Raw genomic sequence first — 15,196 nt, forward strand, 5'->3', positions numbered from 1 at the left:
GAATACTCGGTCTTTTAATGCGGGAATACCCGTCGCGGCCGAGAGTATCGTCGCGAACAGGTATTTAGGTTATTTAAATGCGTGGTATCCAGCAGGGCACGCTGAAAGACATTTAAAACCAACGTTTGCAGAGTAAGCAACAAACCTTTTACCTAGCGGCTATTGACGAATATTCCACTGGTTAAGGTGTCGGTTAAACGAACAACATGGTAAATAATCTGCTTGTTGTGCGTTTTAATTTTTCTTTTGATATTTCCCTTATGGGAAGAGACGGTTTTGGCCTTAATTTGCATCTGGTCGGAGATCTGGATAGTGCCCTGGCCTGACATCCACATGCGTAACATGTTTGACTCAGTTTGGCTAAGGGTAACCGGAGTCTGGTCAAACGAGGTTTTCTCGGTACGAGGCGCTTTTTTCTCCAGATAGTGACTAAGTAGTTGATTCATAGTCTCTGGTTTGATGGATTTTGACGAGATGATGACATTTTTACGAACATATAAATAATCGTCGAAATGTACGTTGGTGATGGCCATAAAGATGAAGAATAAGGTGTCAGGGTGCAGTGAAATCACCCCCTTTATACGTTCCGTAGCGTTCGCTTCGTGTATAAAGCAGTCTTCATTTATAAATACCAGGCTGGGTTTCAACTTGCTGCATTTTTCATGCAGGTCGTCGATATCATTGATGGCATTAATCTGGCGTTTTTTTACTCCGTGTGTTGTCAGGTAGTCTGTCAAACCTAATCTGGTATAGCTGCATGAATCCATAATGATCGTTGGCATATCTCACCCCCACTTAAATCCGTTTTACCGCGGTAACAAAAAGAAAAAGCCTGAAGCCTTAAAGGCAAATAAAAAGCACAAAAAATTCACGTAGAAGCAGTGTTCTATCAATAAACACGGCTGTACTCAACGATATTTTATTACTAAACTAATTAACACTGTGAATCTATAAGTTTAGCTTAAGTCAGAATAATCTGCTGGCGCAGGAATTGCTGTGAGGTAACGCCAATTTGGGCTTGAACCGCGTGCCTGCTGGTCTTTTTGTCATTGATTCAACCCATCATGTCACGAAACGAAATATTAGATTGCTAGGAAAATTCTTAAAAAAAATTCATGTGTTGTTTTTTTAACTTTTTTTAGCCTATTTATTGAGCTTTAGAAATACACTCTGATTTGTATGATTTTATTTTTAATAATATTATCATAATGTTATCTGTGATTCTCTTGTTTTTGATAATGATAATTCTTCCATTTTTTATCACTTGCGATAATCAATAATCACATAGAGTTAACATTAACGCGTTTTTTTGTTAAGAAAAGTGACGATATAACAAGAGGTTGGTGTGATTATTCGTGCTATTTCAACCAATGTGAAAAATGTCAGTGAGTGATTAATTGGTTTTACTGAACTATTTTCTTTCGCAACAGGGCTGTAAATTATCAATTATTGATAAAGGTTTACGGCCGCATGGTGACGACCGTAATAATAGAGCGACCCACGCAGGAAACACCCTTGATTTTTCCCTATCAGCAAGGTTCTGGCAAACAATAACGCATCGATTCCAATGCTAAATGAATATCGCTTTCCTGCGTCATCCAATTGACCAGCGCAGCACGGATCCCCGGCTGCCCATTGTAGCGAGTAGGGGTACAACGCACGATGCCGTGCCGATCCAGGCGGGCGATAAAACGGTCGCGTGCTGCAACGGCATCGCCTTTATTGTCTTTCAGGGCAAAGCACACCACGTTTAAATTGACCGGCGCCAGCAGATGAAAGCCTTCGCTGGCCGCCAGCTCTGTGCCCAAAAGCTGCGCCAATTGGACATTTCGCTCCACCATATCCCGCATGCCGCTGTGGCCATAGGCTTTCAGCGCCATCCATAAAGGGAGTGCCCGGAAGCGCCGCGAGTTTTCAGGGGTCAGATGCAGATAGTTGTCCGGCCGTAACGTGGGGGCTTCCAGATAGGCCGAATGGTTTTGGAACACCTGCATCTGCAAGGCCAGATGACGGCTGAATTGAATGGCGCTGTCATAAGGGACGTTCAGCCACTTGTGAGCATCAACGGTGATGGAATCCGCCTGCTCCCAGCCGGCCAGGCGCGCTGCATAGCGCGGTGAACAGGCCGCCACGCCGCCAAAGGCCGCATCGACATGTAGCCAGAATGGATAACGTTCCCGCAGCGCCAATAACTGCTGCAGGTCGTCGAAGGCCACGGTATTCACCGTGCCGGCACTGGCCAGGACGAGAGTAGGTATGCCGACGCTGCTAGCCAGATGCCGTTCCAGCGCCGCCGGATCTATAGCTTCGGAGCCGGGAAGACAGTCGATAATTTTCAGCGCATCACGACCGATCCCCAGCATGCTGAGCGCTTTCACACTGCTGGCATGCGGATTCGCCGACAGCACCTGTACGGGGCCCAGGGCCGCAACCCCCTGTTCGGCGACGTCAATACCGCGTTGCTGGCCGAGCCATTGGCGACCGATGGCGATACCGACAAAGTTGGCCATGGTCGCCCCGCTGACAAAACTGCCATTGAAGGTTTCCGGCAGCCCCAGCAAGGTTTTTAGCTGGTCTACCGTCGCCAATTCAATCGCTGCGGCAACGGTATCCTGGCTCAATTGACTATTTTGGTCGATAGCGCTAACCAGCCAATCCGCCGCCAGTGCCGCCGGGGTTGCTCCACCGGTCACAAAGCCAAAGTAACGTGGCCCGGCGCTGGCGGAGATCCCCTCGGCATAACGCTGCCAGAAGTGGTCCAGTGCCGCGATCGCGCCCTTGCCACCTTCGGCCAGTTGGTCATCACCCGGCTGAAGTTGCTGTGCATCCAGGGGCGGGCAAACCGGGCGCTGTTTTATGCCGCCCAGAAACGTTTCGGCCAACTGACGGGTGTGATCGAGGATCTGTGGAAACTGGTCAAGGTCTTGCTGCAAACGTGGGTGCATCGATAACTCCAGACGTAAGGGGGAATAGTGACACCCTAAACCCTTTACTTTGGCGCGAAAATCGATGAAAAATACCCTTTTTGGATAGCAGGGCTAACCAATGTTCGATGAGCGTATTCCTTTACACTTTCTGCCGACCTTTGTAATTGCCGCCCGGCTAGAGAACCTGCGCGCCACCGCCCAGCAGGTGCACCTTACCCACGGTGCCGTCAGTCAGCAGATCCAGCAGCTTGAACAGGCGATGGGCTGTCCGTTGTTTGAACGGCAGGGGCGGGGGCTGCGTCTGAACGCTGCCGGGCGCGAGCTGTTGGCGGTGGCCGAACCAACGCTGGAAGCATTGCAACAGGGGATTGGCCGGGTCAGGCGCGTTGCGCAAAGTCAGGCTCTGCGTATCAGCGTCTTGCCTTCTTTCGCTCATTACTGGTTAATGCCGCGGCTGTCGTCTTTTCACGCGGCCTGCGCCGATATTACGTTGGATATCGATGCCTCGCTGGCGGTGCAGGATCTGACGCGCAAAGGTTTTGATGCGGCTATTCGTCTTGGCAATGGGCAATGGGCGGATATGCAGGCGCAACTTATTGCCAGGGGAGAGGTGGTGCCGGTCGCAACCCCTGCGTTGGCGCGCCAATGGCAGGCGGCCTTCGACGATGGTACGCCAGGCATGCCGCTGCTGGAGCATGATGTTACGCCATGGCGCAGTTGGTTTTTGGTGCATCAGCAGAGGGAGTATGGCAGGCCTCTGGCGTCGTTCAATGACGCTGGCTTGTTGATCCGCGCGGCCGAACAGGGATTTGGTATCGCGCTGGTGAAAAGACTTTTGGTGAGCGATGCGCTGACCGAGGGCCGACTGGTGGCGTTGGCTGCGGCTCGGCAACTTGAACCGGTTGATTTTTATCTGGTCTGGCCGCAAAACTCCGGGTTGACGCCGGCGGTTGAAGCCTTGTTACATTGGTTGCAGCGTCAATTGGCCTGAGTTCAGCGTCGTAGCCAGACCGGTTGCGAGCGGCCGAGCGGGGTGGCCGGCAGTACCCAAAGTAGCGCGGTGCCATTGAGCCATAACGCGGGGTTAAGACGTTGCGCCGGGCCCCAGCAGGTCAGTTCGGTTTCCGGGTTTTCATCTGCATCGACCGGCGGCGCCAGTGGTTTTCCCGGATGTTGTGGCGGGTACGGATGACGCAACAGCAGCTCTGCCGTTCGGGCCAGCGACAGCCGGGCGCTGTAGCCGGTGCCATTTTGCAGACGTTGGCGGATGCCCTGCAGCACCGCCGTGGCCATCAGGTAACCGGTGGCGTGGTCCAGCGCCTGTACCGGCAAGGGTACGGGGTGAGGGGCGCCTTTCCACGTCATGCCCGCCTCTGCCAGACCACAACTCATCTGTACCAGACTGTCGAAACCGCGCCGCCCGCGCCACGGGCCGCTCCAACCGTAGGCATTCAGGCAGACGTCGATCAATCCCGGAGATAAAGCCTGTCGTTGTTCCGCGCCATAACCCAGCTTTTCCAAGGCTCCGGCGCGATATCCGTGCACGATAACATCGGCGTTTTTCAGCAGCTGTTCAAAGGTATGGCGATCGTGGGCGTTGGTCAGGTTCAATCGTGCACTGCGTTTGCCGAGCATCACCTCATGCTCAACAGCGGGTTCGTCCCAGCCGTAGGGATCGATACGCAATACGTCCGCCCCTAAACCGGCGAGAAAACGGGTGGCTACCGGGCCGGCGATAATCCGCGTCAGATCCAGCACCCGTATGCCGTGCAGCGGCCTGGCGTTGGGCAGCGTCCAGACTGGCGTCGCAGCTTCCTGAAGTTGCGTCTGATGGATCAGCGGTTCCAGGGCAACGCTTTTACCCTGGGTATGCTGCCGCCACGCTTCGACAGAAAGCATTTGCGCCGCGCAGCCACCGGCCTCTATCACCGCCTGCTCCAGCTCGTTTTTTTTCCATGCCAGCACCTTTTGTGCCAACCCATTTTTATCCTGATGCGGACCGAGCACTTGCTCTACGGCTTTACGGTGATGCGGTGCATTGGTATGCAGGCGGATCCAACCGTCGCTGGTGGCATAATCGCCCGCCAACGCGTCCCAGGCCGCAGGCAATGACCAACCTAGCGGGCGTAGCGTCCAGCCGAACCATAAGGACGCCAACCGTCGATCGACAAACACCTGCGGTGCTGCGCTGCGATTCTGTTGCAGCAGTCTGGCGCCGGCCAGCCCGGCGGCGGCCCAGCAGGCGGTCGCCAATTCGCTGACCGGGAATGCGCTGCTCAGCACACCTTCACCGCTGACCGTCACCGAATCCGTCGAAAAGGCGTCGTGACCAAAGCTTTGCCCGATCTCTGCGAGCAGCGTTTGAGTAAGGCTATCCATTATCAACTCCAGCGGTGACGGTCAGGGGACTGAACCTAGCGTAGTTCACCCCGACCGGTGTTGCTATGGCGTAACGTTCAGGGTGCGACCGTCCGCCAGTTTGGCACGCAGACTCTGGGCGGCTATGCTGTCGAACGGCTGCTCGCCAAAATTGGCGGTCAGCGTGGTGCCGTCGCTGAAGATGGTTTGCTGCACCCACCCGGCTTTATCCAACCAGCGGAAATCGATCAGCGCTTTATCCCAAAGGGCCTGATGCAGCGGACGGAAGGCGGCGTCGGCCTGTTTGATCTGCGGCAGGCGCGCCTGCAACGTGGCACGGCTGAGATGGAACATCGGCGCGGTATTGTAGAGCTGGCTCAGCAGGCTGCGGGTGGTTTTGACATCGCTGAATTTCAGGTTGTCGTAGTTCCAGTGGTGGCTGCTGATCACCGCGTCGTGGAACACCGCCTGATACATGGGCAGGCGATAGCGCGGATCGAATTCCACCGTGCGGTAGGGTTCCTTTACCTTGGCCGGGCTGAAGAAGAAGGCCGGTTGGACATTGGGCCACCAGGCACCCAGGTAATAAGGGGAGGACTTATCGTGATTCATCTGCTTATCGCCCCAGCCAAATCCCCAGGTTTCCATACCGTGGGCAAACATGATGTGGCGTGCGGTCACCGCATTGCCATCTTCGGAGCCGAGCGGCAGGCGAAGGGTGTTGCTGAACCAGGCCAGCCGCGCATTGCGAGCCTGCGCCATTTGCTCGGCACCGGTCGGGTGGTTGGGCTGATAATCGTCAGAGACCATCCCGGTGCCGTCAACGTCAAGGAACAGACTGTTCAGCCCGGCCAGTCGCACCAGTTCGGTCATCCGCTGTTGAGAGTAAGGCAGTACGCAGCCTGGATTCAGGTAGTAGCCTTGTTTGCCGAAGCCGGGTTTCTTACTGCCGTCGGCACGCACGATGGCGCACTTTTCTCGCAGGGACGTCGGCAGTTGGGCGGTTAACCAGCTGTCATTGACCCCACGTGGAATGGCGGTGTCGTAAGAATCGTAGCTGGCGATCAGGTATCCCGCTTTTTTGGCGCTTTCTACCGCATGCGGGTGCAGAAACTCGGCGGTCCAGTTGTCGGTACCCAACCACAGCCGAGGCAGGCCGGCGTGCTGCAGCGACTCGACCAGGGGGCTAGCCAGCCCCTGTCCCCAGCTCTCCGGCGCAGTCAGATAGGGCCCGAGTTGCCGTTGCGCCAATGCCCGGATATCCGTGGCCTGTTGGCGTTGCGCCGATAAGAAGTCGGCGTCATCCGGCGTCGCCTTGAGCGGCGTCAGCGTCACCAGCGCCTGATTAAGGGCATCAATCAGCGCTTGCTGTTGCCAGCCCTGCGGCGTTTTTCCCGCCAGCGTGCGCGCGGTTTTTTGGCTATCGGCATCCATTTTCCGCCACAGAAGCTCGCCCTTGGAGGTGATAAGCCAGGCCAACAGACCCGGCCAATCTTTCACGTCGTTCGCCGCCAGCAGTTTGTCGCCCCACAGATAAATGTGCGTAGCGCCAATCAGCTTTTCGCCTTCCGGCGCGATGCGGATTTTATCTCGCAGGCTGCTGAACTGACCGCTTTGTTGCAGGTATTCACGGTAACGGTGCGCGCCGGACAGCGGCGTGTCTCCCACGTGCAGCAGCACCTCGAAAGCCTGCTGCTGATTAAAGCGGTTGAACTCATGACTACTGCGCATGGCGAGTCCCTTTCCTGCGCTGGCGAAGGTTACCTGGTTGCTGAATGGGGTTAGCAGCAACCAACTGTAGACCTTGCCTTGCTGTTGCTGGCTCCACAGCGGCAGTTTCAGATCCCAGTTGGTATCCAGCGGCGTCATTTCCTTGACCAGATAATTCCGCCAGACGGGATTGTCCAGCGGGATGCGGCTCCCTTCGCCAATCGGCAGCAGCAGGGTCGTTGCCTGCGGCGGCAGCCTGAACCAATTCAGGGTTTGTGCCCGCTTGCTGCTGAAACTCAAACGCAGATCGCCACCCTCCAATCTGGCGGTAACCTGCATGGCGCTGTTGGGCCATTGCCAGCTTGCCTGCGTCGATGTGCTTTGCAGTTCAGCCACGGTTTGCCCAGCCAGTGCCTGGTTAACCTGGTTTTTTCCCGCAACGATTTGCAGCGTGGCAGGATCGATATCGAAACGCGTTTCGCCCTGTTGCAAGAGCAGGGCCTGAGCGGGAAAACCGGCAAGCAGGGCGAGGCTGATGGAAAGGCGAAGCAGGTTCATTGAATGCGTGTCCTTGAGGATGATTGTCCTGTTGAAGCTCAAGCTTATCGGTAATTAGCCAATTGCCCAATGCCAATAAGTTATAATCGTGTGACTCATCAAATATTGGGGTTATTGAGTTTAATTTCCGTTTAATAAATTCGCCTTTACATCGTCACTCTGCGTCACTATACTCAGCCAAAATTTCAAAGAGGAAACACAATTGGACAGTTTTAGTTGCAGTGATATAAATAAGGCAAGCTGACCAATCCTCTTCTGATTAGTTGCTTGCCGAAAACGGCGGGCAGCACCCCTCTCTGGTTATTCCGAGCTGTGCAAACCCGAATCTGACTGTTGTTCCTGAGGCCAAATGGCATCGGGTGAATTGATTTGGACGTAATTATGGTTATTTGCAGCCACAGCCTATTCCCTCCTGGCACTTATACGCTCAATCGCTGATTTATTATCGGCGCGATTTCGCGTGTGCTAAAAAGCACATGATTTTATCTCCTGTGGCTATTTAAGGGGAAAGTCATGGCTATGACTCCTTTTGTTTTAAATTTATTACTGGCGATGAGCCTGGGTGCCGTTATTGGCGCAGAACGGCAATGGCGCCAGCGCATGGCCGGCCTGCGTACCAATGCACTGGTGGCGACCGGGGCGGCGGTATTTATCCTCAGCTCCATGTCTACCGACCCTTCCAGCGCCGGCCGGGTTGCGGCACAAATTGTCTCTGGCATCGGCTTTTTGGGGGCCGGGGTGATCATGCGTGAAGGCCTGAATATCCGCGGCCTTAATACGGCGGCCACGCTCTGGTGCTCAGCCGCAATAGGCGTGCTGTGCGGCCTGGGGCAGTATTGGAACGCGGTGCTGGCGACGCTGGTGATCCTGTGCGCCAATATTCTGCTGCGCGAAGCGGCGCAGCGCATCAATCTGCAGCCGCAACAACAGGCGACCGATCTGGAGGTGTGCTACCGCATACAGGTCACCTGCGGCGAGCAGGATGAAATACTGGTACGCACCCTGATATTACAGGCGCTAAATGGCGTGGCATTAAGATTACAATCATTGCGCAGTGCCGATATTGCTATTCCCGGCCAGCTGGAGGTTTGTGCGGAAATAACCGCTAACCCTTCGGTGCAAAAAGAGATTGAGGGTATTGTCTGTCGCGTCAGTCTGGAAAAAAGCGTCAGTGCTGTACGTTGGCGTATCGCTTCTGAATTGCCTGTCTAATAAGTCATTAATGTTTCACTGTACTCAGTGATAAGGAGGCGTCATGGACGGTGACCCCGAAAGCTTAATTATTCAGCGTGCATGACGCGGCAATAGTTCGCGTTAATCACGCCAATTAAATAAATTCCATTCTGTGCTTATTCACCTGTTAATCAGGCGGGGTATCCCTGTGCGCAGAGTAAGATAAGAGAATTGCATTATGACCTATATTAATGAAACCGTACGTCGCCGGGATAAAAAATCGACGCCATACGCCATCGCACAAGAGGCGAAAAACAGCGTTGACCAGACGCTGGCAAATTTAAAATGCAACCGTAATGGATTAACCCAGGAGGATGTTGATGAACGCCTGACGCAGTTTGGTATTAATCAGGTAGCTCATGAGAAGGCTCCGCACGCGTTGGTGCAGTTGTTCAGCGCCTTTAATAACCCGTTTATCTATGTACTGATGGTGCTGGCTGCGATCAGTTTCTTTACCGATTACTGGCTGCCTGCCCGGCGCGGTGAAGAAACCGATCTCACCGGTGTCATCATCATTCTGGTGATGGTGTCACTCAGCGGGCTGCTGCGCTTCTGGCAGGAATACCGCACCAACAAGGCGGCGGAGACGCTGAAGTCAATGGTGCGAACCACCGCAACGGTAATGCGCCGCAGCAGCTACAGCGCACATCCGCTGACGCTGGAGGTCCCGATCCGCGAACTGGTGCCGGGCGATATTATTCAGCTCTCTGCCGGGGATATGGTACCGGCGGACGTTCGCCTGCTGGCGTCGCGCGATCTGTTTATCAGCCAGGCCATTCTGACCGGCGAGGCGATCCCGATTGAGAAATACGACGTTATGGGCAACGTCAGCCAAAAATCGAGTGAGGACGAAGTCTCCAGCGAACATGCGCTGTTGGAGCTGTCGAACATCTGCCTGATGGGCACTAACGTCGCCAGTGGTACCGCCACGGCGGTGGTGGTGGCAACCGGCGGACGCACCTATTTCGGGTCGCTGGCGAAGTCGATTGTCGGTACCCGTTCGCAAACCGCGTTTGATCGCGGGGTTAACAGCGTCAGTTGGTTGCTAATCCGCTTTATGTTGGTGATGGTGCCCATTGTGTTGCTGATCAACGGGTTCACCAAAGGCGACTGGAGCGAAGCCGCGCTGTTTGCTCTGGCGGTGGCGGTTGGGTTGACGCCAGAAATGCTGCCGATGATCGTCAGTTCCAACCTGGCGAAGGGCGCTATCGCCATGTCGCGACGCAAAGTGGTGGTCAAGCGTTTGAACGCTATTCAGAACTTTGGCGCGATGGACGTGTTGTGCACCGACAAAACCGGCACCCTGACGCAGGATCGCATCATCCTTGAGCACCATCTGGATGCCAGCGGGACCAAAGACAATGAGGTGCTGCACCTGGCCTGGTTGAACAGCTTCCACCAGAGCGGAATGAAAAACCTGATGGACCAGGCGGTGATCCGTTTTGGTCGCGGCAAACCGGGCATCGAGGCGTTGGGCCGTTACAGCAAGGTCGATGAGCTGCCCTTTGATTTTATACGCCGCCGTTTATCGATCGTGGTGGCGGATGAAAATGGCCAACAACGCCTGATTTGCAAAGGGGCGGTGGAGGAAATGCTCGAAATTGCCACCCATGTTCGCGATGGGCAGCAGATTTTACCGCTGGATCAGGCTCGGCGTGAGGCGTTGCAGGCGCTTGCCGCTCAATATAACGAAGAGGGATTCCGCGTGCTGGTACTGGCAACGCGAGATCTGGGCGAACAGAAAAATGCTCTGCCGCTGAGCATTATCGATGAACGCGATATGGTGATCCAGGGCGTTCTGACCTTCCTCGATCCACCGAAGGAGAGCGCACAGGAAGCGATCGCCGCCCTGCAGGAAAACGGCGTAGCGATTAAGGTTTTGACCGGTGATAACCCGGTGATCACCTGCAAAATCTGCCGCGATGTTGGCCTGGAGCCGGGTGAACCGCTTTCCGGTCCGCAAATTGAACAGATGGACGACGCCACGCTGGCGCAAGAAGTGGAACAGCGCACGGTCTTCACCAAACTGACGCCGCTGCAGAAGTCGCGAGTGTTGAAAATGCTGCAGGCGAATGGCCATACCGTCGGGTTCCTAGGCGACGGCATTAACGATGCGCCGGCGCTGCGCGATGCCGACGTGGGCATTTCGGTCGACACCGGTACGGACATCGCCAAAGAGTCGGCAGACATCATTTTGCTGGAAAAAAATCTGATGGTGCTGGAAGAGGGGGTGATCAAGGGACGGGAGACTTTCGGCAATATCATCAAGTACCTGAACATGACCGCCAGCTCCAACTTCGGCAACGTGTTTTCGGTGCTGGTGGCCAGCGCCTTTATTCCGTTCTTGCCGATGCTGGCGATCCACCTGCTGATCCAGAACCTGATGTACGATATCTCTCAGCTGTCGCTGCCGTGGGACAAGATGGACAAAGAGTTCCTACGCAAGCCGCGCAAGTGGGATGCGAAAAACATTGGCCGCTTTATGCTGTGGATTGGGCCAACGTCGTCCATCTTTGATATCACTACCTATGCGCTGATGTGGTTTGTTTTCGCCGCCAACAGCGTAGAGCATCAGGCGTTGTTCCAGTCCGGCTGGTTTATTGAAGGCTTGCTGTCGCAAACCCTGGTGGTGCATATGCTGCGCACCCAGAAGATCCCGTTTATTCAGAGCACCGCCGCGCTGCCGGTGTTGCTGACCACGGCGCTGGTGATGGGGCTGGGTATCTACCTGCCGTTCTCGCCGCTGGGCGCACTGGTCGGGTTGCAGCCGCTGCCGTGGGAATACTTCCCGTGGCTGGCAGGTACCTTGGTGAGCTACTGCGTGGTGGCGCAGTTGATGAAGCGTTTCTATATTCGCCGCTTCGGTGAGTGGTTGTAATAAGTGCCGGCTGTAGGGGCGAAATATTATCCGCCTCTACAGCATTTTTTTCACCAGCAGACCCAGCATGATGGTCAGGGTAAAGGAAAACAGCGTACCCAGTAGCACATACTCGGTACGCATTTTGTCATCGCTCTGACGCAAATCGCCAAAGCGAAAGATTGACTTGGCCGCCAGCAAAAAACCGACCGCCGGGATTTGGCCGATCAGCACAAAGGTCAGGATCAGCGTTCTTTCCAGATAGCCAATTTGCTTGCCCGCACGTAATAACGAGTCGTTATCGGCTTTGGCTGAAGGAGGCATCTGCGGTGCCCAGTGAGCCAAAAGCTGGCCGATAAGCACGCCCATCGGCATGTAAATCACCAAATACGTCACCACAACCAGCCCAGCCTGCCAACCGGCAATGGCCGCTCCCAGCGCGCTAAGCAGGCCATGGGCATTGGGCGTCAGCGACAGCCACAGCAGTGCAATCACCGTAAGATGCAGGCCTTGATCGAGCAGAAAACCGCCCGCTTGACTGATGCGCGTCAATAACGTGACCTTCAACAGGTCAATCAGCCAGTGGCTGATGGCGATCACCAGCAGGGTGGTCAGCACCTGGCCGGAAGAGAGTCCGCCATGCAGCAACGCAAAACCGGCCACCACCCAGGCGGCCAGCACGCCGTGCAGTAAGGCATGCAGCAACAGGAAACGAGAACGTGCGCGGTGACGAGCCTTATCCTCGACCCAACTGCGCGGCTGCAGCGGGAAGTCTGCAAGCAGGTGAACCACCAGCAACCAGGTTAGCAACGGCGCGTAGCTCAAATCCATATTCAGGTGATCCTGTTAATCGCGTGAATAAATCGCATAATTTCCTCGTAGGCCGCGCGTTTCAGCGTAGCAGAAACGGTGGAGGCGGCCTTTTGCAGCTTTTCCGCTACCTCTTGGCTGGTGTCGGCGAAGAAACGTGCCTGGACGACCTGCGCTTCGGTCTGTGAAAGGCGGCTAATCACATGATCTAACATCGGCAATAGATCGCTGACAATGGCATTTGTCTGCTCATTGTCATTTTTCAGAGCCAGTCGGCAATTTTTCATCAAAGCGTCCAGGGCCTGGCCAGAATTCACAAAGGCGCTGCCATAACCGGCGGTTTGTCCCTGGTCGCTGCCGAGGCCAACGGCGATGCGGGCATCCCAATGGCGTGAGTCCATCGCTCTAAGCGCAATACGGATATACACCGCCAGCAGCAAACCGGATTGCGGTTCGGCCACCGCTTGAAAAGCATCGCCACGGAAAATCTCGAATCGCTCAATAAGCGTAGCCCGTTGCAATTGACTCAGCAGGGCATTTAACCCGGTAATGTAGTGAGTGGTGTCTAATTGCCGTGAATTGACCAGATCGCCGGTGATCACGCTAACTTGTGCTGGCATCTTTTTTTCTACTCTGAAGCGGGAGTTATCGGTAAATTTCGCACCTCAAGGCGAATATGTCAATAATTCGTATCTGAGAGCGAATATGATAAATATTCGTCTCTCAAGGCGAAATCAACGCCGCCGCTGAATAGGCTCAAGCATCAGCTTAAGCAGCGATTTCTCCATCCGGGCGACATAGACGCCCAGCAGGATCAGCCCCACGCCCAAGATCTGCGCGCTGATGGTATCGCCGCTGTCGCGCAGGCGGTCGATAACCACGCCTGCCAGCATTTGGCCACTGATAATCAGTAGTGCGGCGCGCAGGGTGCCGAGACGCGGCAGAACATAGCTATTCAGCGCGACAAACAACGCCCCGATGACACCGCCAAGGTAGGCACCCCACGGGGCCTGGCCGAAGGTTGCACCGTTGACGCTGCCGGTTGCCACCAGCAGCAGGCTGAGGAACAAAAAACCGACGATATGATTGCAAAGTGAGGCCTGAAAAGCGCCACGATCCAGCGCCAGACGCCCGTTGATTGCGCGGCTGAGGCCGATACAGACGCCGTTGAGTAGAGCAAGGACTATCAGGGTAAACATGGGCGTTACCTCAGGAAAATGAGCAGAGCGCAGCCGCAGAGGATCAGCAGCGTGGCGACGATATCGTTGAGACTCAAACGGCGTTTAAGCGAGCCAAACCAGCCGCAGCTGTCGGCGAGCATGCCGAACAAAACCTGACCGGTAAGCATCAGCGCCAGGCTGCCGGAAAGCGCCAGCGGGCTGTTGACCGTAATGGCGGCCAGCACCACCGTCAGCGCACCGGGCAGACCGCCCAAATAAGCCCAGCGAGGCGTCCTGGCCGATGAGGGCGCGCGGCGCGGGGAACGACGGTTCAGCAGGAGCAGCAGCAACCAGGCGGTGATGGCGCCCATACCGTGAGCCAACCATGAGGCCAGCAAGGGGGAGTTATAGCTGGCCAGCAGGCTGTTGATGGCAATCATCAGGGCCAATAGGGCACCGGCGCCCAGCGCCAGCAGAGGATCGGAAAAACGTTCACGCATCAGGGTTTCAACTTCAAAATTAATTTGAAGAGCAGCCTATATTGTTTTTTTTTAAAGCTTAATCCACTAAAATGGAAACTCATTGTTGAGAAAAAGTTGACTAATAATGAACGATCGCTTTGCAGCAATCCCGGTATTTGTGGCGGTGGTGGAATGCGAAAGCTTTTCTGCCGCCGCCGAGCGACTGGGCATCACCAAATCGGCAGTAAGCAAACGCATCACCCAGTTGGAACGCTCGCTGGGCGTGCAATTATTGCAGCGAACCACCCGCAGTTTGAGCCTGACCGAGGCCGGTGAGCAGTATTTTGGCTATGCACGCAATGCCTGTGCCGTAGCGCAAGAGGGAGAGGATGCGGTCACCCGCTTGCAGGGGCAGCCGCAGGGCTGCCTGAGGATCAGCGTACCCATGGTGTTTGGTCGTTTGCATATTGCCCCGTTGATCCCCCGTTTCCTGGCGGCTTATCCGGCGGTGGAGATCAATATGATGATGGACGACCAACTGGTCGATTTGGTCGAAGGGGGCTATGACCTGGCGATCCGCATTGGTCGACTGGCCGACTCGAGCCTGATAGCCCGGCGTATTGCGCCGTGCAACAGCGTCTTGTGCGCAGCGCCGTCTTATCTGGCGCGCTGTGGAACACCGACGGACATGGAGCAATTAGCGAAGCATAACTGTTTGTTTTACAGCTATTTCCGCGGGGGGAGCGAATGGCAGTTCGACGGGCCTGCGGGGGCTGTACGTTTCCAACCCAGAGGCAATTACCAGGTGAATAACAGCGAGGCGTTGCGTGAAGCGTTGATCGCCGGTTTGGGGATTTGTCAGATGCCGACTTTCATCGTTGGAGACGATATTGCGCAGGGGCGACTGCTTGAGTTGATGCCGGACTATCGGCTGCCCGAGCATGCTATATATGCCGTCTATCCACAGCGCAAATACTTACCGGCTAAGGTATCGGCCTTTGTCGATTTTCTGCTGGCTCAGTTCGGAGGAGAGCAGCCTTATTGGGATACCCCGGATCGGTGATAACACCCCGTCGCCATTCGACCGGGAATACGCGTGCCTATAGGTACGCCACCGGCGAA

The 15,196-nt window shown here is 55.3% G+C and carries 12 protein-coding genes; 4 read left to right on the forward strand and 8 right to left on the reverse strand.

Features of this window, described 5'->3' with window-relative positions; translation table 11 throughout:
- Positions 1–152: 152 nt before the first annotated feature.
- On the reverse strand, positions 153–782 hold the full coding sequence (gene rcsA / locus AC1RKG_RS09420) for a transcriptional regulator RcsA (protein ID WP_122079734.1): 630 nt from the start codon (positions 780–782) through the stop codon (positions 153–155).
- A 747-nt stretch (positions 783–1,529) separates the two neighbouring features.
- Complete coding sequence (locus AC1RKG_RS09425) at positions 1,530–2,945, reverse strand: pyridoxal phosphate-dependent decarboxylase family protein (protein WP_493182847.1); 1,416 nt, start codon at positions 2,943–2,945, stop codon at positions 1,530–1,532.
- Between the two features lie 100 nt (positions 2,946–3,045).
- On the opposite strand from AC1RKG_RS09425, the gene AC1RKG_RS09430 reads away from it, so the two are divergent.
- The gene (locus AC1RKG_RS09430) at positions 3,046–3,918 is read left to right on the forward strand and encodes a LysR substrate-binding domain-containing protein (protein ID WP_116690240.1); all 873 of its coding nucleotides are present in this window, start codon (positions 3,046–3,048) and stop codon (positions 3,916–3,918) included.
- Between the two features lie 2 nt (positions 3,919–3,920).
- Here the strand turns inward: AC1RKG_RS09430 and AC1RKG_RS09435 are convergent, their stop codons facing one another.
- Together AC1RKG_RS09435 and AC1RKG_RS09440 are read right to left on the reverse strand one after the other, a co-directional pair.
- On the reverse strand, positions 3,921–5,306 hold the full coding sequence (locus AC1RKG_RS09435; protein ID WP_493182849.1) for a CoA transferase: 1,386 nt from the start codon (positions 5,304–5,306) through the stop codon (positions 3,921–3,923).
- 63 nt (positions 5,307–5,369) lie between these two features.
- Positions 5,370–7,553 (reverse strand): glycoside hydrolase, encoded by a 2,184-nt coding sequence (locus AC1RKG_RS09440; protein WP_493182851.1) that lies wholly within the window; start codon positions 7,551–7,553, stop codon positions 5,370–5,372.
- A 513-nt stretch (positions 7,554–8,066) separates the two neighbouring features.
- On the opposite strand from AC1RKG_RS09440, the gene AC1RKG_RS09445 reads away from it, so the two are divergent.
- The gene (locus AC1RKG_RS09445) at positions 8,067–8,765 is read left to right on the forward strand and encodes an MgtC family protein (RefSeq protein ID WP_044552178.1); all 699 of its coding nucleotides are present in this window, start codon (positions 8,067–8,069) and stop codon (positions 8,763–8,765) included.
- A gap of 199 nt (positions 8,766–8,964) precedes the next feature.
- Complete coding sequence (gene mgtA / locus AC1RKG_RS09450; protein WP_046373219.1) at positions 8,965–11,664, forward strand: magnesium-translocating P-type ATPase; 2,700 nt, start codon at positions 8,965–8,967, stop codon at positions 11,662–11,664.
- Between the two features lie 36 nt (positions 11,665–11,700).
- Here the strand turns inward: mgtA and AC1RKG_RS09455 are convergent, their stop codons facing one another.
- The 4 genes from AC1RKG_RS09455 to AC1RKG_RS09470 all read right to left on the reverse strand — a co-directional run bounded on the left by AC1RKG_RS09455 (position 11,701) and on the right by AC1RKG_RS09470 (position 14,113).
- Entirely contained in the window at positions 11,701–12,474 is a 774-nt protein-coding gene (locus tag AC1RKG_RS09455; protein WP_046373220.1) for a DUF3307 domain-containing protein, read from the reverse strand.
- A gap of 2 nt (positions 12,475–12,476) precedes the next feature.
- A complete protein-coding gene (locus tag AC1RKG_RS09460) occupies positions 12,477–13,073 on the reverse strand; it encodes a SatD family protein (RefSeq protein ID WP_046373221.1) in 597 nt (198 codons plus the stop codon).
- Between the two features lie 114 nt (positions 13,074–13,187).
- On the reverse strand, positions 13,188–13,652 hold the full coding sequence (locus tag AC1RKG_RS09465; RefSeq protein ID WP_493182853.1) for a DMT family transporter: 465 nt from the start codon (positions 13,650–13,652) through the stop codon (positions 13,188–13,190).
- 5 nt (positions 13,653–13,657) lie between these two features.
- Positions 13,658–14,113 (reverse strand): DMT family transporter, encoded by a 456-nt coding sequence (locus AC1RKG_RS09470; RefSeq protein ID WP_048760330.1) that lies wholly within the window; start codon positions 14,111–14,113, stop codon positions 13,658–13,660.
- Positions 14,114–14,219: 106 nt separating this feature from the next.
- On the opposite strand from AC1RKG_RS09470, the gene AC1RKG_RS09475 reads away from it, so the two are divergent.
- Positions 14,220–15,137, forward strand: a complete 918-nt coding sequence (locus AC1RKG_RS09475) for a LysR family transcriptional regulator (RefSeq protein WP_493182856.1) — start codon at positions 14,220–14,222, stop codon at positions 15,135–15,137.
- Positions 15,138–15,196 lie beyond the last annotated feature (59 nt).

This window comes from Serratia sp. GW822-FHT06D09, assembly GCF_058799515.1.